Raw genomic sequence first — 18,441 nt, 5'->3', positions numbered from 1 at the left:
TTAATTCGATGAAAATTTCAACTTCAATATTTACAGTATTTGCAGGTCTTGTCCTTTTTTGCGGTAGCATGTATGGACAGCAAGATCCTGAGTACACACAGTATATGTACAATATGAGCGTAATCAACCCTGCTTACGCCTCAGTAAACCAAGCCAAAGTAGGTGCGCTCTACCGCTCACAATGGGTAGGAATAGATGGCGCTCCCACAACAGCCAGCTTTTTCGGTCATTTACCGATGTCTGATAACGTCGAACTGGGACTTAACCTGGTTCACGATGAAATAGGCAATGTGGTGCAGGAAACCAACCTTAATGCGGATTTTGCCTATAAGCTCAGAGTACAGGAAAACGCAACCCTCTCTTTAGGTCTTAAGGCAGGTGCATCGTTTTTTAGTACCGATTTTAGCAACATTCAGCTGGGAACCGGCGGACCGGCAACAGACCCTTCGTTTCAGCAGAATATCAATCAGACCTATCCTACCATCGGTATAGGTGCCTATTATTTTTCTGAAAAATACTATGTAGGGCTCTCTGCTCCCAACCTGGTTGCTTCAAAACACATAGAAGATCAGGATGGCGTGCAACGTCTGGGAAGCGAAAACACCCATTACTTTCTTACCGGAGGTTACGTTTTTGAACCTTCGGCAGATTTCCAGATCAAGCCGTCATTTATGGCTCGCTGGGTAAATGGAGCTCCGGTTAGCATTGATGTAAATACTAACGTTCGCTTTTATCAGCGTTTTGAGGCAGGTATAGGTTATCGCATTGATGATGCAGTTACCGGAATGGTAAACTTTGAAGTCACTCCCGGAATACGCGTGGGCTATGCTTACGACTACACCACCTCTAATCTGGGACAGTACAACAACGGAAGCCATGAAGTGATGGTGCTCTTTGATTTTGATATCTTCAGCGACATCCCGTCTTATCGCAAATCTCCCCGTTTCTTTTAAACTACAGCACTAGGACTATGAAAAATATTACCCTCTTCGTTATTCTGCTAGCTGCCTGCCGGTTAGGATATTCTCAAAGTAAAGACCTTAAAATGGCTCATAAGCTTTATGCAAATAAAGCCTATACCGAAGCTATTGAGGCATATACGGCAGAAGCCGAACAAACACCGCTAGACACGCTGGCCACAAAAAATCTGGCAGAGTCGTATTACTATACTCAAAATGCTGCCAAAGCTGTAGAGACCTATGCCCGGTTATGGGAACTTAAACCCGATCAGGATAAGGCTGTGATCTTTAGATATGCAGATGCTGCCAAGCGCAGTAAAGATTATGCCAAGGCAAATGAATTGCTTACCAGCTATACCGGTGAAGAAGTAAATATCCTTCAGGGAATTGAAGATCTGGATGAAGAAGTTGAGCAGTTTTTCTTTCCGGAAATTCTGGATGCTGCTTCTGCTTACAATGATTTTGGCGCTGCCTATTACGACCGTCAAATCATTTTTGCTTCAGACCGAAACGCGGCAAGACCTGTCTATCCGTGGACAGGAAGACCCTATCTTGATCTCTATTATGCCAATGTAAACGGAAGCGCAATTACAGATGACGGCCTTTTCCCCGGAATGATCAATACCGATACGCACGAGAGCAACGCGGTATTTAGTGCAGACGGCAGGAAGATGTACTTTACCCGTACCAGCGATGACTTTACCCGTATTAACGATGCTAAAATTGCCGTATTGCAAATCTACAGTGCAGAGCTGGTAAACGGTCAGTGGGGCAACATAACCCTGCTTCCCATCAATTCTAAACAATACTCTGTCGCGCATCCTGCTTTAAGCCCCGATGGGAAATCCCTGTACTTCAGCAGTGATATGCCCGGTGGTTTTGGAAGCTTTGATATTTATAAAGTAAACCTGAACGAGGACGGCTCCTTCGCTACTCCTGTAAACCTGGGCAATCGTATCAACAGCGATAAACTAGAGCAGTTTCCGTTTATTTCTGATGCCGGCAATCTGTACTTTGCTTCTAATCGTGCCGAAGGGCTTGGAGGTCTTGACCTGTATCGCAGTAAGGTTTCGGGCGAAACTTTTGCGGATGCTTACAATTTAGGTTCATCTATAAACTCCAATGCAGATGATTTTGCATTGATTATGAAAGAAAATGAGGGTACCGGGTATTTTTCATCAAACCGAACCGAAAAAGATAAATTATACCGTTTTGAAACATTGCCAAATATTAACTATCAGATCATTGGTAACGTAGATAACAAAAAAACGTTGGAGCCTATACCCGGAGCTAAAGTAACCCTCTTCAGACCGGAAACCGGAACACTTATTACCGAGGTTACAGATGAAGAAGGCAGCTTTAAGTTTGATGTACGTCCCAATAGTTTTTATAAGGTGAAGGCTTCCAAAGAACTCTATGTACCTATTGAAAAAGATGTGCGTATCGAATATTCCCGCAATACCAAGACCGCTTTAAGGTTATATATGGAAGCCTATGCAGATACCGAAGAAATCGTGGTGGTTAATGATCGTAACCAGCTTACGCAGATCAATCTTGAGAAAATCTACTTTGACTTTGATAAATCAAACATACGTCCCGATGCAGCGACAACTTTAGACAAATTAGTTGCTATACTCACTAAATATCCGGAAATGAAAGTAGAAATCGCGTCGCATACCGATATGCGCGGTTCAGATACCTATAATCAGCAATTGTCTGAGCGTCGTGCGCAGTCTACCCGGGATTATGTTATTTCTAAGGGTATAGATGCAGATCGTCTTACGGCAAAGGGTTACGGCGAGTCTGACCCCATCAACAACTGTACTGAAATGGACTGTACCGATGCACAACAGGACGAAAACCGTCGCAGTGAGTTTACCATCATCAATTAAAAAAAAGTACTCCAATAAAAAATCCCGACAGTCTGTACTGTCGGGATTTTTTTATTGTATTTAAAATCTGTAGCTGCTACAATCCTTTGATGTAGCTGCCGTAAACATCATTAAATCGAATACCATCAGAAAGACGGTACTTACTCAGCTTCTTATATTCTACCAAAGCCCAGAGCACAAATTCCTTCATAAAGTATTTGTCTTTCAAATTCAGATCGGGTAATTGAGTATTGATCAATTCTTCCAGCGGAGTGATTGAATCTAAAGTCTTTTTGTACTCCGTTTCGCTCAAATCATCGAGTAACCTAAAATCGGTCTCATCAAAAAACCAGGAAACTATATCATCATACGGACTTTTTTCGCTTTGCTTCTCCAGTTTCTTAATTTCAGGGAAATAGGTAATAAAGAGGGTCTTGATCGCATCACCAATTAGGGTTTGCGCGACATTAGCGGCTCCCTCCTGCTCTCCTTCATAAACCAGCTCTACTTTACCCGTTATAGCAGGTATCATTCCCATAAAGTCTCCTAAACGCACCATCGTCTGTTCATCACCGGCAATAAGAGCTCTGCGCTCTGCCGTGCTCAACAGATTTTCATAAGCGGTTATACTCATACGGGCACTAACACCGCTTTTAGCATCAATATACTCGCTGTTACGCGCTTCAAAACTTATTTGCTCCAGCAAATCCTTAGCTAAGGAAGGAACATAAATGCTGTCTTCTGAACGCTCATCGCGTTTAGCCTCCTGCTGGGTGATCGTTCGGGCAATTTCTATATTTTCGGGATAATGTGTAAGAATCTGCGACCCGATACGGTCTTTTAGTGGAGTTACAATACTTCCACGATTGGTATAATCTTCCGGATTTGCAGTAAATACAAACTGAAGATCCAAAGGAAGTCTCAATTTAAATCCACGTATCTGAATATCTCCTTCCTGCAAAATATTAAACAGGGCAACCTGAATACGCGCCTGTAAATCGGGCAATTCATTAATTACAAAAATGCAGCGGTTGGCCCGTGGGATCATCCCAAAATGAATTACGCGATCGTCAGCATAACTCAGTTTTAAATTTGCAGCTTTAATGGGATCTACATCCCCTATTAAATCGGCTACGGTAACATCTGGAGTGGCCAGTTTTTCGGCAAAACGATCGTCCCGATGCAGCCAGGTAATGGGGGTATCATCGCCTTTTTCGGCAATAAGCTCTTTCGCATAGCGCGAAAGTGGTTTTAAAGGATCGTCATTTAATTCAGAGCCTTCGACCACCGGCACCCACTCATCAAGCAACTGTACCATCAAACGCGCAAGACGGGTCTTGGCCTGACCGCGCAGTCCCAGTAAGTTGATGTTGTGTTTAGAGAGAATGGCGCGTTCCAATTCGGGAATGACGGTGTACTCATACCCGTGAATCCCTTCAAATGAACGAACTCCGTTCTTTATATTCTTCAGCAAATTGGTGCGTAACTCATCTTTAATACTTCGGCTGGTATAGCCCGATTTTTTTAGTTCGCCCAGTGTTGCAATGTTCGGTTTACTCATTTTTCAATTTTTATTTTACTTTTTCAATTTTTTTAATTCGGCCCATTCGGTCCACGAGCCGTCGTACAGCTGTATTCCTTTTTGAGCGGCAATTTCGCCTGCCAGCATAATGATACAGGCTGTAAGACCCGATCCGCAACTGTAAACCAGTTTATCAGTTAACAGGGAACGCTCTTCAAACAGCTTATACAATTCGGTTTTGGGTTTAAATTTTCCACCTTCTAAAACATCCTGAAAAGGAAGATTTACCGATTGTGGAATACTCCCACTCTGCAAATGCGGCCGGGGCTCCGGGTCAATACCCTGAAACCTTCCGGAAGAACGCGCGTCTACAAGTGTAAACTTTGGAGCATCGGTATTCAGCTCAATATCCTCAAAAGATTTGACGCTGCCGGCATCAAATGCTGCTTTAAAATTTCCTGCTTTAAAATCACTTTTAAAACCTTCCGCAAGCGGGAAACCTGCCTCGTTCCAGGCCCGCAAACCACCATTCAATACTCTAACGTGCTTGTGCCCCATCACCTGAAAAATCCACCAGACTCTTGGACTCGAGTAAATCCCTCCCGCATCAAAAACAACAAGTTTTGAATCGGTATTAATCCCTAAGGCTCTTGCCTTTCGCTCAAAATCCTGAGTCTGAGGCAGGGTGTTGGGAAAGTCACTTTCAGCATCGCTAAACGTATTCTCAAGATCAAAAAAACGCGCTCCGGGAATGGTTTTACCATTTAGATCAAACTCCTTCCCGGATGCGGTCTTTTTCAGACTGCAATCAAGCAATACCAGATCAGGATCATCAAGCATTGCGGAAAGCTCTTTAACCTCGATTAGAGTGAAACGCTGCATTAACGTATTCGCTTTTTTCTGTTAGTCTCGTAATCTTCAAAAATCATTTCGCCCAGTCCCTGCAAGCCGGTATAAAATGCCTTACCCTGATTAGCCTGCGTAAATTCACGCACAAAACGCATCAAATACGGATCCTGAGCAATCATAAAGGTGGTAATGGGGATTTTGAGCTTGCGAGCCTGGCTGGCCATACTATAGCACTTGTTTACAATGTATTCGTCAAGCCCCACACTGTTTTTATAATAAAATCCGTCTGGCTCCCGCACGCAGCTTGGCTTACCGTCTGTGATCATAAAAATCTGCTTGTTGGTGTTACGCTTGCGGCGCAAAATATCCATCGCCAACTGCAAGCCCGCTACCGTATTGGTATGATACGGGCCTACCTGTAAATAAGGCAAATCTTTAATCTTGATCGGCCACGAATCATTACCAAATACAATGATATCTAAAGTATCTTTTGGATATCGGGTGGTAATGAGTTCGGCAAGGGCCATCGCCACTTTTTTAGCAGGCGTTATACGGTCTTCGCCATACAAAATCATACTGTGACTGATGTCTATCATCAACACGGTACTCATTTGAGCCTTGTGCTGGGTTTCTTCGACGATCAAATCCCGTTCGGTTAAATCAAAAGCCCCTAACCCATTGTTTATCTGAGCATTTTTAAGACTTTCGGTCATAGAAACACGTTCGAGCGCATCACCAAAACGGTACTCACGGTACTCACCGGTATGCTCGTCACCCCGGCCAATGTGATTGGTGCGGTGATTTCCGGCACCGCTGCGTTTCATCTTGCCAAAAATTTGTTCTAAAGCCCGTTTGCGAATGGCCTGCTCGGTTTTTGCGGTAATAGAAATACCACCCGTTCCATCAGGTTCAATCTCTTCTCTGATATAACCTTTGTCTTTAAGCTCCTGAACAAAATCGTCCAGGGTATAATCTTCATTAGTGAGATTATACTCTTTATCAAGTTCCTTAAGCCAGTCCATCGCTTCATCAAAATCACCCGAAGTATGCGTAATGAGTTCTTTAAAAGTTTCAAGCAATTGTTCAAAAAGCGATTGTCGGGGTGCATCATAGCTTTTGAATACAAATCCCCGACCTTGTATTTTCTTTTTCATAGTAATTTAAAATTAAAGCATTTTACGCGCTTTTCCTGAATACTTTTCTTAAAAACCAATTAAGGAAAACCACTTTGGCCAATGCTTCCTTATTTTAAGCTTAGGAAATTGAATTCCATAAAAAAACCCTTCGATTTGAAGGGTTTTCGTAATTTATGTAATTCAGAATATTAGCCTTTTGGCATAACAACTGCATCAATCGCGTGGATTACTCCGTTTGAAGCATTTACGTCAGCCATTACAACTGTTGATTTTGCACCGTTAGCATCGGTAAGCACTACGCTACCGTCTACCAAAGTTGCAGTTAAAGTTCCTCCTTGTACAGTAGGAATGGTAAAACTACCACCATTGTCATTAATAGCTTTAATTACATCCTCTGCCATATATTCTCCGGAAACAACGTGATACGTTAAAATACCGGTTAATTTTTCTTTGTTTGCAGGCTCAACAAGTGTTGCTACAGTTCCTTCAGGTAATTTTGCAAATGCATCATTTGTAGGAGCAAACACGGTGAACGGGCCTTCACTACTTAAAGTTTCAGCAAGACCGGCAGCCTGAACAGCAGTTACTAAAGTTGAAAAATTATCATTTCCCATTGCAATTTCGGCGATGTTTTGTTGAGCTGGAGCTTCTTCTTCAGTCTCTGCACCTTCCATTGCTACTTCTTCAGTAGTTTCTTCTGTTTCTGCTTTTTCGCTGTTTTTACATGAAGTAAAAGCTATAGTGGCAAGCACTGCCATACTTAATACAATCTTTTTCATAATACTTGATTTTTAGTTTTGTCCAAATGTATAGTGAAGGAGTCAAACAGCACAATATTTAGACGTAAGCTTTTGTTAATTAAGGTTTTATTATGTTAAAGAATTTAAAAGAAGCTCAAGAAAGGAGTTTTTAGTATTTTTAAAAATCTTGAGACACTAATCTATCCCTTTATGAAAAACCATTTTCTTCTTTTTTTAATCCTAATAGGCAGTCTCAGCTATGGTCAAAAAATTGATTTGCAGCTGCTTAAAAACAAAACGCCCCGAAATATAGGTCCTGCAGGTATGAGCGGTCGTATTACGGCCATTGATGCGGTAACAGACGATCCTGATATCATCTATGCAGGTTCAGCTTCGGGCGGACTCTGGAAATCAACTTCAGGAGGCGTTACCTGGCAACCGGTATTTGAACACGAAGCTACAGCATCAATAGGTTCGGTCGCCATTCAGCAATCTAATCCTTCAGTAGTTTGGGTAGGTACCGGAGAAGGAAACCCGCGCAACAGTCTTAACGGGGGTTTTGGGATTTACAAATCTTTAGATGGTGGAAAAACCTGGAAATGCATGGGGCTCGAAAAAACGCGTCATATATATAGAGTGCGCATCAACCCGTCAAATCCTGATATCGTTTATGCCGCAGCTATCGGTTCGCCCTGGGGTGAGCACGAAGAGCGTGGCGTTTACCGCACCACAAACGGCGGAAAAACCTGGGAAAAAATCCTTTATGTAGATCAAAAAACCGGCGCCGGCGAACTGGTAATGGACCCCACCAACCCCAATAAACTCATTGCCGCGATGTGGCAGCACAAACGCGATCCCTGGTTTTTTAACAGTGGCGGACCGGGCTCGGGTTTATACATTACCTACGATGGTGGAGACACCTGGAAAGAAATTACTTCAGACAATGGCTTGCCCAGAGATTTAGGCCGAATGGGGCTGGCCATCGCTCCGGGTAAACCCAATGTGGTTTATGCCTATGTAGAGGCCAAAAAGAATGCACTATACCGCTCTGATGACGGGGGTGAAAACTGGAAAAAAGTGAATGATGATATGAGTGAAATAGGCAACCGCCCGTTTTACTATGCCGAAATCTATGTGGCTCCCAATAATGAAAATAGAGTCTACAGCATTTTTACCTACGTAAATGTTTCTGATGATGGCGGAAAAAGTTTTACCGAACTCATGCCTGCGTATGGCGCAGATAACGGTGTGCATCCCGACCACCATGCCTGGTACATTCACCCGGAGAATGCAGATTTTATGATTGACGGAAACGACGGCGGACTCAATATCACCCGCGATGGTGGCAAAACCTGGAGGTTTGTTGAGAATATTCCGGTGGGACAGTTTTATCACGTGGCTGTAGATAACGAGTATCCTTATAATGTGTATGGAGGGATGCAGGATAACGGAAGCTGGCGCGGTCCTGCTTACGTATGGAAAGCTCAGGGAATACGCAACTCGTACTGGCAGGAAATCTCCTTTGGCGATGGTTTTGATGTGGTGCCAGATCCTGATGATTCCCAGTTTGGCTGGTCGATGAGTCAGCAGGGTTATGTGAGCCGGTACGATCACATTACCGGTAACAACTATACCGTAAGACCCACACATCCAGACCCCGATGTTGAGCTGCGCTTTAACTGGAATGCCGCGATCAACATTGATCCGTTTGACAGCAGCACGCTGTATTTTGGAAGTCAGTACGTACATAAATCTACCGACAAGGGTCTTACCTGGGAAGTCATTTCACCCGATTTAACCACTAACGATCCCGAAAAGCAAAAGCAAAGCGAAAGCGGCGGCCTTACGATGGATGCTACAGGGGCAGAAAACCATACCACTATTTTGGTAATCGAGCCCTCCCCCGTAGAACGCGGAATGATGTGGACCGGCTCTGATGACGGAAAGGTTTTTTATACCACCGATGGCGGTAAGAACTGGAATGACGTTTCTGAAAATATCAAAGGCCTGCCGGAAGGAAGCTGGGTCGCCCAGATTAAAGCTTCGGCAAATAATAAGGGTGAGGCACTGCTGGTAGCAAACAACTACCGAAGATTTGACTACAAACCTTATGTTTTCCGCACCAAAGATTACGGTAAAACCTGGCAAAGTCTGGTTGATGAAGACGATGTAGAAAGTTATTCGCTCTCTATCATTGAGGACAAAGAAGAGTCCAACCTGATGTTTTTAGGCACCGATGACGGTCTCTACGTTTCTATAGATGCCGGTAAAAACTGGCAAAAGTGGACCAATGGCTTCCCTACCGTTCCCGTGAAGGATCTGATCATTCACCCACGGGAAGACGATTTGGTAATTGGTACTTTTGGGCGTTCGATCTGGGTACTCGATGACATCAAACCCCTGCGCGAACTGGCCGCCAATAAGACCACACTAAATACTATTTCAGCCGAAAACTCAACGGTACTTGAGGTATTTCCTCCTGCCACGGCTTATCAGAACGCATCTCAGCAACCTACCGGAAGTCGTTTTGGAGCCGATGCAACCTACAGTGGGGAAAACCGAAGCAGTGGCGCTGCCTTTAATTACTTCATCAAACCGAAAAAGGCTGAAAAAGAAGAGAAAACAGAAGAAAGCAAAGAGGCTGATTCGGAAAAGGCGGAGGCAGCTATAACCTGGGACACGGTGTTTTTAAAAATTTACGATGGCGAGCGCCTCATTCGCACCTTGAAAACCAAAACCCCTGATACCACCGGTCTATTTACGATGCGCTGGTATATGGATGAAAAAGGCAGCGACAAACCTTCACGCTCCTTGCGCGAACGCAACTACGAGCCGGGTGGCGTTACCGTAAAACCAGGCACTTATAAGGCTGTTATGAGCTATGGCGATCTGGAAGACCAAACTACTATCAAGGTTGAAAGTGACCCGCGTTTAGACATTTCGCAGGCAGCGATCAATGAGATTTATACGGCTCAGAAAAATTTAGAGTCTATGATTCAGGTTTCAGCAGATGCGGTTAAACAATTGGTTGAAAGTAAAAATACGGCTGAGGATTTTCAGAAACGTTTAAAAGACGCTGACAAAGAACAGTACAAAGCGCAGATTGACAGTTCGGCTGCGATTATCAAGAAAATTGACGCTAAAATCGCGTTGTTTTTAGGAACCGAAGATGATCGCCAGGGCATCACCCGCAACCCGGAGGTTACCGTTCTTAACCGCGTTTATTTAGCCAATGGTTATGTAAGCAGCAGACCCGGCGGACTTACCGGTACAGAGCGTACGTTGATTTCGCAGGCTAAAGATGAATTGAGTGAAGCTTTAGAAGAAGTGAATACGTTCTATGCCCAAGAATGGCCTGCCTACAAAACCGAAATGCAACAGGTAGAACTCGATCCCTTTAAGGAAACTCAGGTTTTTAAGATTGATTAAGCAATCACAAATTTTATATCAAGTGGCTGTCTAAAAAGTTATTTTATACAGGCTTGTCAGTCTGAGCTTGTCGAAGACCATTTGGTTATCAATAACTAAATAACTTCGACAAGCTCAGTTCGACAGCTTAAGACTTTTTAGACAGTTTCTTTTTTTATTCAGAGGCTATAATCCCTATTTTCCGGGAATGATTAATCGCCTCACTACTTTGTTCAAAATAACAGGTCGCGACATCCAGCCGCTCTATATTAGTAAGAGTCCGGTCAATTTTTGATTTTTTGGAACTCCCCGTTTGCCGTAAATACACCGCTTTTACATTAAGCGGAAACATTTTACAGATGCGCTCATAAATATAAGCGTCCTTTTGAGAGTCGTCACCCAGCAATACATATTGCTGCTTCGGGTAAAAAGCGATGAGATCTTTGATTTTTACAAACTTATGATCATGGTTGCCTCCTCCGGTACCCAGAAAATCGGTAATTCCGGTTTTGATGTCTTTTAATTTCAATACGGCTTTAGGCAACTTCTGCAATTTCGAAAACTGAATGATAAAATCGTAAAGATTGTACTCACTGCTTGAAACGTAAAAAAAGGAATTGCGGGTACCATTGCCTGCGTGACCGCTGCTACTCAGCGCCTGATAATGCCTTACCACATCTTTAAAAGTCTTGCGGCGGTTGACATTTCGCGCCAGCATCACAAAAAGCTTTTTAAAAATATTTCCGCTATGCGAAATCAAAAAAGTATCATCAATGTCTGAAATGATGCTGAGATTGCTTTCAAAGGGTTTCAGCAATTCGCCCTTTTCAACAATACCATAGTCCTTTTCGCCCAGCTTACAACTCACCTCATAGGTATGCCAGCCGCTGTCCAGATTCAGGTTGTGGGGAATGTTGAATCTAAAATACCCGTCATCCATCGTGCGGGTACGTATTTTAAGATCTTTAAAGTGCAGAAAGACCTCCACATTTTTTAAAGGTGAAATGCGAAACATATGCAAAACCGCAAAAGCGTGCTTAAAACCCTTGCGGTCTATCTGATACTTATCGGGCGCCCACGACTTAAAAGCATGGCCAAAAACAACCAGCTCCTCATCATTGGCATAACCCCTGTATAATTGTAAATCGAGTTTCACGTATTGGTATTCTCTTAACGTTGAGTGGTGCTCAAAATACCTAATTTTATGACGAAAACTACTTAATGAAAACACAAAAGACCATTTTACTGGTGATCAATCCCATTGCGGGAGGGACCGATAAGAAACCCATTATAAATAGGTTTAAAACTTTTGTTACAGAAAAAAATTACGTCGCAGAAGTGTACGAGACCACAGGAGAGGGGGATCAAAAAGCTATTAAAGATTTGGTTGACCGCATCAATCCCGATCGTGTTTTCATCTCGGGCGGTGATGGTACCATACGTGAGGTGGCCGATGTTTTAAAAGAAAAGGATATCAAAATTGCCTTACTCCCATCGGGATCTGCAAATGGTCTGGCAGAAAATCTCAATTTACCCGAAGAACTTGATGAACAACTCAACATTGGCCTTGCAGATCATTTTATGGAGCTTGACACCATAGACGTAAACGGGCTTTCCTGTCTGCACATTGCAGATATCGGTGTGAATGCACAACTCATTAAAAATTACGAGCAGTCTGAAATCAGGGGGAAATTTGGCTATCTGCTTCAGGCATTTCCGACTCTGGTAAGCAGTAAATTTCCGTTTGAAGTTAGTTTAACCGTAAACGGTGAGACCATGGAGAAAGAAGGTATTCTGGTGGCAATCGCCAATGCCAATAAATTTGGCACCGGTGCTAATATTAATCCACAGGGGAAGATGAATGACGGAAAATTTGAAGTTCTAATCTTTAAAAATTTCAGCATTACCGAAATCCTGAAAACCTTCTACGGCAGTACCAATCTTGATCCCGATTTTGTAGAAGTGATCTGCTGTACCGAAGTCGAACTCAAGACCGGCAAGCCCATTGCCCTGCAGGTTGACGGGGAGTATCTGGGTGAAGAAACCACAGTTAAAGCCAGCATGAACCCTCATAAAATTGCCGTTGCCGTACCGGCCGACTACAAGCTCTAGTACAATGTTAAGCTATGCTTAATTCTTTGTGTAGCCAATGCCTAACCCTTAATTTAGTTCTACAATTAACTAATACGCTACTATTATGAAAAATTATGCATTGTTTTTTACACTTGCCCTTGCACTGGGTTTTACCTCCTGCAAGAATGACAAGAAAGATAAAGACGCCGAAGAAAATACGGTAACTGAAGCTCCTGCGATGGAAGAAGAAATGGCAGAGCCAAAAAAAGTAACCGTTAAACTGGAATCAAAAAGTGGAAGTACTGCACAGGGAAGCGCAGTATTTAAAGAAGAAGATGGCACAGTAACTATGACTGCCGTTTTTGAAGGTCTCGAGCCGGGTATGCACGCGATACACATTCACGAAAATGCAGATTGCTCTGCAGATGATGGTACTTCTGCCGGTGGTCACTGGAATCCTACTAAAGAGCAACATGGTAAGTGGGGCGATGCCGCAGGTTATCACAAAGGAGATATAGGCAACTTTGAAGCCGATGCTAACGGTAATGGTACCATCACAATCGCTACCGATGAATGGTGCATAGGTTGTGAAGATCCTATGAAAGACATCTTAGGTAAAGGCCTTATCGTTCACGCAGGAGCCGATGATTTTACCAGTCAGCCAAGTGGTGATGCCGGTGCCCGCGTAAGTTGTGGTGGCATTATTGAATAAGACTATAATAAATTAATGAATATAAGCAGCTTTAGGGCTGCTTTTTTTTATGGAATTTGATACATTTAGCAAACCAAAAAATCGCTATGCAACCCGACGAACTGATTTTACGATTACAACAAAAAGATGAAAAGGCATTTGAGCGGATTTACTCCCTTTATTCTGAAAGTATTTTTGGCGTAATCAACAGCGTACTTCACGATACCGAAGCTTCCGAAGAAGTACTGCAAGACGTTTTTGTTAAGGTGTGGGACAATTCAGAATCCTATACTTCCGAAAAAGGACGTTTTTTTACCTGGCTTCTCAATATCGCACGCAACGCCGCTATAGATAAGACGCGGTCTAAGGCTTTTAAAAACCAAAAGAAAAACCTAACTCAGGAATATTTCGTAGATATACTCGAACACAAAAGCAGTTTTACAAGTAAAGTTGACGCTATAGGAATTAAGAAGTATATCAAAACGCTGGGTGAAGAATGTAAGAAAGTCATCGACCTGTTATTTTTTAAAGGATATACTCAAAAAGAAACTTCTGAGGAGCTCAATATGCCTCTGGGAACCGTAAAGACCCGTAACCGACTTTGCATTAACAAGCTGCGCGAAATCTTGGTAAATTAAATTATGGATATTCAAGAATACATAGAATCTGGCATCCTCGAGCTCTACGTTTACGGTGCGCTTACGCCGAAAGAAAGCGAAGAGGTTTCTGCGATCCTCGCACAATACCCCGAGGTACAGCAGGAAGTAGAGCAAATTGAAACAGCGCTTCAAAACCTGTCATCGGCTGCGGCACCGTACAATCCCGAAGTCCTTCTGGCTGCAATCAAGTCAAAATTGCGAAATGCAGACGGCGTGATTCAGCTTCAGCCTACTGTCTCTCAAAAACGAGCGCGTGTGCTTTCGTACATAAGCATGGCCGCTTCGATCCTGTTCCTCATAGGTATTTTTGCTCTACTAAACCGAACAAATACACTGCGTGAAGAGCTTCAGACCGTGGAGGTTGAAAAAACACAGCTCGAAAGCAAATTGAATTATTCTGAAGAGGCCCTTCAGGAAACCAAAGAAATTCTGGCGGTGATTCGCGATCCGCAGGTGACCAAAATACCACTTGCAGGACAGCAGGTTGCGCCGGAAGCTTATGTAAATGTATTTTGGGATAAAGCTTCAAACAAAGCATATATTGATGCTTTAGGTCTCCCCGAGCCTCCGGAAGGATTTGTATATCAGGTTTGGTCCTTAAAACTAGACCCGCTTACTCCTACCAGCATGGGTCTGCTTGAAAACTTTAGTCAGGATGAAAACAAGGTCTTTGAACTGGATAATCCTAACGACTCACAGGCATTTGGTATCACGCTTGAGCCTGCTGGCGGAAGCGAAACCCCAACGATGGAGCAACTCTATACGCTGGGTGTAGTACAAGGCAATGCCTAGAAGAAACTTTTTGAATCTAAAAAATCCCCTAATCAATCGTCAGGGGATTTTTTTATGCATTTTAGTACGGGGCAAAAAAAAGAACCACCCGCTCTCTCCAAAGCATGGTGGTTCCCAACTAACAAAAAATCCAAAAAAAACTAATCAACTAACCAATTGATAAATCTCCTTTTCATATTCTCCAAAATAAGGTTTGGATTTTTGAATTCTCAAAAGTTAAATGCCCAACTTAACTTTCTGCCTATATTTACGCAGTAAAGATTAGTGCGGTTTTAAAAAATGCGGTTTTATTTGTTAAAATTTATAATTAATTGATTTTTAAATATTTAATATTCAACCTTCACTTAAATTATTCCTTATGAATCCTTCAGCTCCCGGATGGATTTTAAAACATAAACCTCTTATTACCAAATGGCTGCTTGCAAACCAGCCCGGTGCTGACGACTTCTATACCCAGCTCGTCAAAACCGGCTTTATTTATGGTGTTTCGGTAAGTACCTGCGTCTATAAGAATCACGAACCTTTAAAATGGGATGAAACCGAACGCGCAAAAATCAATCTCTTTGACGCGCTCTTTTTCACCTATCATTCCAAGTATAACAACACTAACCTGTTTTTTAAGGAAGTAAACACCTTCTACACCTTACTTAACAGTCAGGAAAAATCCTATTTCTCCGGTTTTATAAAGGCTAAACAAACAGCAGCCGATCTCGAAAAAATCATACAGAACAGGTTGCAAACTAATGAAGCCCTTTTGCAGCGTAACTTTAGCAACCTCATCACCAATGCCCTGCTATTCCTAGATGTGGTGGTGTTTGAGTGGTATTTAGACCATAAAACCGAAGATGTAAAAGCCTATGCGGCTCAATTTGAAGCTTTGCTGATGCAGCTCATCTGGATGGCTCTTAATCAAAAACAGCAAAAGGACAATTACGATAAGCTTTTGCTTAAGCTTTTTGAAAAATCGCTGCGTTACAACAGCAATCTGGATAAAACCATTACAGATCTTGATAAGTTAGAACTTACCCCCTATACCACTTTATTTGCCCGTCGATATATCTTAGATCTCGCTGCTCTGGCTGTGTGGGATGATCTAAAAATGGATTCGAACGAACTGGAGTTCTTAGAGGAGCTGGGTAGTAAACTTAACTTTGAAACTCAGGTAACTCAAAATGCCATCAGCTGCGTACAGGAGTTTATTGTGAGCAATCGCAATGAAATCTCCTATCTCAATTACAGCAATCCCGTAAAACACTTTTACAATCAGACTTCAAAAACGGTACGCACACTCATTATACGCAATAAAAAACGCCTGCTGCTTGAGCTTTCCGGCAGCAAGGATCTGGTAATTTTACTGGGTTATTCTACCGTGAGGGATTTGAGCAAAGCCGAAAAGAAACGCGTTAAAACCCAGTTGCTCGATATTTGTAAAAGCGTGCCGTCGCTGGCAATTTTTATGCTTCCGGGAGGAGGGGTACTCCTGCCCCTGCTCATAAAATTCATACCGGAATTATTACCCAGCGCTTTTAATGAAAATCGTACCGAAGAAGAGGATATTTAAACATGCTGCGCTTAAACCCGCCAAAAGCTGTTAAGAGAATACCAATTTAAGCCCGGTTGTAAAATTTATTATTGAAATTCGTTTATGCGACAATTATTTACCAAGTTCAAGCTTATTCTGGTCAACCTTACCGCAAACATCGGGTTTTACCCTACCCTTTTTGCCTTTGGCGGATTGTTTATGGGTTTTGCTATGCTTTATGCGGAAAGTAGGGGTATTTCGAGCTTTTTGATCGAGCACGTGCCACAGCTGGTCATTAACGATGCAGACACAGCCCGTACGTTGCTGAGCACCTTTATAGGCGGGATCATTTCGCTGATGGTTTTCAGTTTTTCGATGGTAATGCTCCTGCTCAATCAGGCATCCAGCAATTACTCGCCACGCATCCTACCCGGACTGATTTCCAATAAAAAACATCAATACGTTTTAGGCTATTACATCGCAGTACTTATTTACTGTATTCTTATTTTATTGAGCGTAGAACCCACCGATAATAAATATCAGTTACCCGGATTTTCGGTAATTGTAGGGATTGTGATGAGTATGCTGGTCCTGGCTTTGTTTATCTACTTCATTCACTCCATTTCTGAAGCCATACAAATCAACCGCATTGTAGAGAATATTTTTTCAAAAGCCAAAACGCGTCTTGACCGTCTTATCGAAAACACCGGAGATCACGATCGCAGCACGCAATTTCCTGACGGGGAAGACTGGTATGAGATACGCATTGACGAGACGGGTTATTTGCAAACAATAGCGATAGATACGCTGATGAATATTTGCAAGGAAAATAATTTTAAGGTGCGCATCATGCAGCCCAAGGGATCGTTTATCCTCAAAAATATACCTATCGCCCGCTGCTCCAAAGAACTCGATGAGCAAACCACAACAAATGTGCTCTCCTGTTTTGCTTTTTCGCGTAGCGAAATTGTCACCCACAATTATATCCTGGGATTCAAACAGCTTACCGAAATCGCACTCAAGGCAATGAGCCCGGGTATAAATGATCCCGGAACAGCCATTACCTGTATTGATTACCTTACCGAGCTTTTTGCGCTTCGACTGAAGAAAGAAGATTACAGCTACATACACAATGAAGACGATGATGCCGTAATTTGTTTACGCACCATAGATTTTAGAGAACTCATCTATTTTGTTTTTGTATCCCTGCGCAGTTACTGTAAACACGATGTGATCATGTTGCACAAAATGCTTACAGCCCTCTACTTCCTCCTCCAGGTAGAGAGTGTAATCAAAGATTCTGAAGAAATAATTATTGATGAGATTAATCTTATTCTTGAAGATGCCAAAGAAAACATTACAAACCCCAGAGATTTAGAAGGAATTTTTGCCATCAGTAAAAAAATAGCAGCACATAATCGTACCGGAAAGACGCTTGTTGATCTCGGTTAGGAAAGCCATAGTTTAAAATCCTTAACCCGCTCCCGGCTTACGATGATCTCGTGATCTTCACAGGCTTTGAGTTTAAGCTGCAGGCGGGAGTTGGTATAGCTTATAATGTCCTGTATTGCTTCTATATTCACATAATATTTGCGCGAAACCCTAAAAAACCTGTCGGGAGCCAGCTCTTCCTCGAGGTTTTCAAGGGTGGTTTCGAGCAAATAGTCCCGCTTGTCGCGCGTACGCACATAGGTTCCTTTATTCTCACTGTACACGCACATAACCTCATCGATTGTGATCATCTTCAGATGCTGACCTATTTTAACGGTAAATCGCTTTTTATACTCCCGGTCTACCGGATTTACCCCCAGCAGCTTGCGGATATCTTCAAAATTGAAGGTGGTATTCTTAAGGCCCGGCCGTTGCTTTTTGAATTTGACCACCGCAGCTTCCAGTTCCTCTTCATCTATGGGCTTCAACAGGTAATCAATACTATTTAGTTTAAACGCCTGTAGGGCGTACTCATCGTAAGCAGTTGTAAATATGATGGCACTTTTTACGGTCACCGCATCAAAAATCTCAAAAGATAAACCATCACTAAGTTGTATATCTAAAAAAATCAGATCGGGATGCTCTTCAGTTTCAAACCAGGCTACTGCCTCTTCTACCGAGTGCAACTGCGCCACTACAGTCAACTCCATGACTTCAAGCATGCGGGTTAGGCGGCGTGCCGCAGGTTTTTCATCTTCTATGACCAGTACGTTCATAAGTCGTTTTTA

15 protein-coding genes are annotated in these 18,441 nt (G+C 42.7%); 9 read left to right on the top strand and 6 right to left on the bottom strand.

All coding sequences use genetic code 11. The annotated features are described in order from the left end of the window. Nucleotides 1-8 precede the first annotated feature (8 nt). Entirely contained in the window at nt 9-953 is a 945-nt protein-coding gene (locus tag LLW17_RS10545; RefSeq protein WP_228230226.1) for a PorP/SprF family type IX secretion system membrane protein, read from the top strand. A gap of 17 nt (nt 954-970) precedes the next feature. Continuing rightward, the gene (locus LLW17_RS10540; RefSeq protein ID WP_228230225.1) at nt 971-2,851 is read left to right on the top strand and encodes an OmpA family protein; all 1,881 of its coding nucleotides are present in this window, start codon (nt 971-973) and stop codon (nt 2,849-2,851) included. A gap of 76 nt (nt 2,852-2,927) precedes the next feature. Here the strand turns inward: LLW17_RS10540 and LLW17_RS10535 are convergent, their stop codons facing one another. From LLW17_RS10535 to LLW17_RS10520, 4 genes are all read right to left on the bottom strand, one after another. After that, entirely contained in the window at nt 2,928-4,391 is a 1,464-nt protein-coding gene (locus LLW17_RS10535; protein WP_228230224.1) for a magnesium chelatase, read from the bottom strand. A 15-nt stretch (nt 4,392-4,406) separates the two neighbouring features. Then, a complete protein-coding gene (locus LLW17_RS10530) occupies nt 4,407-5,234 on the bottom strand; it encodes a sulfurtransferase (protein WP_228230223.1) in 828 nt (275 codons plus the stop codon). Beyond that, the gene (locus tag LLW17_RS10525; protein WP_228230222.1) at nt 5,234-6,355 is read right to left on the bottom strand and encodes a vWA domain-containing protein; all 1,122 of its coding nucleotides are present in this window, start codon (nt 6,353-6,355) and stop codon (nt 5,234-5,236) included. The genes LLW17_RS10530 and LLW17_RS10525 overlap by 1 nt, the downstream gene beginning before the upstream one ends. A gap of 170 nt (nt 6,356-6,525) precedes the next feature. Further along, a complete protein-coding gene (locus LLW17_RS10520; protein WP_228230221.1) occupies nt 6,526-7,116 on the bottom strand; it encodes a fasciclin domain-containing protein in 591 nt (196 codons plus the stop codon). A gap of 171 nt (nt 7,117-7,287) precedes the next feature. Here LLW17_RS10520 and LLW17_RS10515 point away from each other — a divergent pair, with 171 nt between their 5' ends. Next, nucleotides 7,288-10,506 carry a VPS10 domain-containing protein gene (locus LLW17_RS10515; protein WP_228230220.1) on the top strand — a complete coding sequence of 1,073 codons (3,219 nt, stop codon included), beginning with the start codon at nt 7,288-7,290 and terminating at the stop codon, nt 10,504-10,506. A gap of 154 nt (nt 10,507-10,660) precedes the next feature. Here the strand turns inward: LLW17_RS10515 and LLW17_RS10510 are convergent, their stop codons facing one another. Then, the gene (locus LLW17_RS10510) at nt 10,661-11,641 is read right to left on the bottom strand and encodes an App1 family protein phosphatidate phosphatase (RefSeq protein ID WP_228230219.1); all 981 of its coding nucleotides are present in this window, start codon (nt 11,639-11,641) and stop codon (nt 10,661-10,663) included. 65 nt (nt 11,642-11,706) lie between these two features. Between LLW17_RS10510 and LLW17_RS10505 the strand changes: the two genes are divergently transcribed. The 6 genes from LLW17_RS10505 (at nt 11,707) to LLW17_RS10480 (ending at nt 17,674) form a co-directional block, all read left to right on the top strand. Beyond that, a complete protein-coding gene (locus LLW17_RS10505) occupies nt 11,707-12,597 on the top strand; it encodes a diacylglycerol/lipid kinase family protein (RefSeq protein ID WP_228230218.1) in 891 nt (296 codons plus the stop codon). 85 nt (nt 12,598-12,682) lie between these two features. Next, nucleotides 12,683-13,270 carry a superoxide dismutase family protein gene (locus tag LLW17_RS10500; protein WP_228230217.1) on the top strand — a complete coding sequence of 196 codons (588 nt, stop codon included), beginning with the start codon at nt 12,683-12,685 and terminating at the stop codon, nt 13,268-13,270. 86 nt (nt 13,271-13,356) lie between these two features. Next, nucleotides 13,357-13,887, top strand: a complete 531-nt coding sequence (locus tag LLW17_RS10495) for an RNA polymerase sigma factor (protein ID WP_228230216.1) — start codon at nt 13,357-13,359, stop codon at nt 13,885-13,887. A 3-nt stretch (nt 13,888-13,890) separates the two neighbouring features. Further along, nucleotides 13,891-14,700, top strand: a complete 810-nt coding sequence (locus LLW17_RS10490; RefSeq protein WP_228230215.1) for an anti-sigma factor — start codon at nt 13,891-13,893, stop codon at nt 14,698-14,700. Nucleotides 14,701-15,058: 358 nt separating this feature from the next. Further along, entirely contained in the window at nt 15,059-16,261 is a 1,203-nt protein-coding gene (locus LLW17_RS10485) for an LETM1-related biofilm-associated protein (RefSeq protein WP_228230214.1), read from the top strand. 84 nt (nt 16,262-16,345) lie between these two features. Next, on the top strand, nt 16,346-17,674 hold the full coding sequence (locus LLW17_RS10480) for a DUF2254 domain-containing protein (RefSeq protein WP_228230213.1): 1,329 nt from the start codon (nt 16,346-16,348) through the stop codon (nt 17,672-17,674). Here LLW17_RS10480 and LLW17_RS10475 read toward each other — a convergent pair. Beyond that, on the bottom strand, nt 17,671-18,429 hold the full coding sequence (locus LLW17_RS10475) for a LytR/AlgR family response regulator transcription factor (RefSeq protein ID WP_228230212.1): 759 nt from the start codon (nt 18,427-18,429) through the stop codon (nt 17,671-17,673). The genes LLW17_RS10480 and LLW17_RS10475 overlap by 4 nt on opposite strands. Nucleotides 18,430-18,441 lie beyond the last annotated feature (12 nt).

It is taken from the genome of Leeuwenhoekiella parthenopeia (genome assembly GCF_020782115.1).
GTDB lineage: Bacteria > Bacteroidota > Bacteroidia > Flavobacteriales > Flavobacteriaceae > Leeuwenhoekiella > Leeuwenhoekiella parthenopeia.
The sequence above is the reverse complement of the archived record's forward strand: the minus strand, read 5'-3'. Positions and strand labels throughout refer to the sequence as shown.

Excerpts from the sequence above, each read along its gene's own strand:
- LLW17_RS10530 (WP_228230223.1), bottom strand. The coding sequence starts at position 5,234 with ATGCAGCGTTTCACTCTAATCGAGGTTAAAGAGCTTTCCGCAATGCTT.
- LLW17_RS10545 (WP_228230226.1), top strand. The coding sequence starts at position 9 with ATGAAAATTTCAACTTCAATATTTACAGTATTTGCAGGTCTTGTCCTT.
- LLW17_RS10500 (WP_228230217.1), top strand. The coding sequence starts at position 12,683 with ATGAAAAATTATGCATTGTTTTTTACACTTGCCCTTGCACTGGGTTTT.
- LLW17_RS10495 (WP_228230216.1), top strand. The coding sequence starts at position 13,357 with ATGCAACCCGACGAACTGATTTTACGATTACAACAAAAAGATGAAAAG.
- LLW17_RS10505 (WP_228230218.1), top strand. The coding sequence starts at position 11,707 with ATGAAAACACAAAAGACCATTTTACTGGTGATCAATCCCATTGCGGGA.
- LLW17_RS10535 (WP_228230224.1), bottom strand. The coding sequence starts at position 4,391 with ATGAGTAAACCGAACATTGCAACACTGGGCGAACTAAAAAAATCGGGC.
- LLW17_RS10515 (WP_228230220.1), top strand. The coding sequence starts at position 7,288 with ATGAAAAACCATTTTCTTCTTTTTTTAATCCTAATAGGCAGTCTCAGC.
- LLW17_RS10540 (WP_228230225.1), top strand. The coding sequence starts at position 971 with ATGAAAAATATTACCCTCTTCGTTATTCTGCTAGCTGCCTGCCGGTTA.
- LLW17_RS10520 (WP_228230221.1), bottom strand. The coding sequence starts at position 7,116 with ATGAAAAAGATTGTATTAAGTATGGCAGTGCTTGCCACTATAGCTTTT.
- LLW17_RS10490 (WP_228230215.1), top strand. The coding sequence starts at position 13,891 with ATGGATATTCAAGAATACATAGAATCTGGCATCCTCGAGCTCTACGTT.
- LLW17_RS10485 (WP_228230214.1), top strand. The coding sequence starts at position 15,059 with ATGAATCCTTCAGCTCCCGGATGGATTTTAAAACATAAACCTCTTATT.
- LLW17_RS10525 (WP_228230222.1), bottom strand. The coding sequence starts at position 6,355 with ATGAAAAAGAAAATACAAGGTCGGGGATTTGTATTCAAAAGCTATGAT.
- LLW17_RS10475 (WP_228230212.1), bottom strand. The coding sequence starts at position 18,429 with ATGAACGTACTGGTCATAGAAGATGAAAAACCTGCGGCACGCCGCCTA.
- LLW17_RS10480 (WP_228230213.1), top strand. The coding sequence starts at position 16,346 with ATGCGACAATTATTTACCAAGTTCAAGCTTATTCTGGTCAACCTTACC.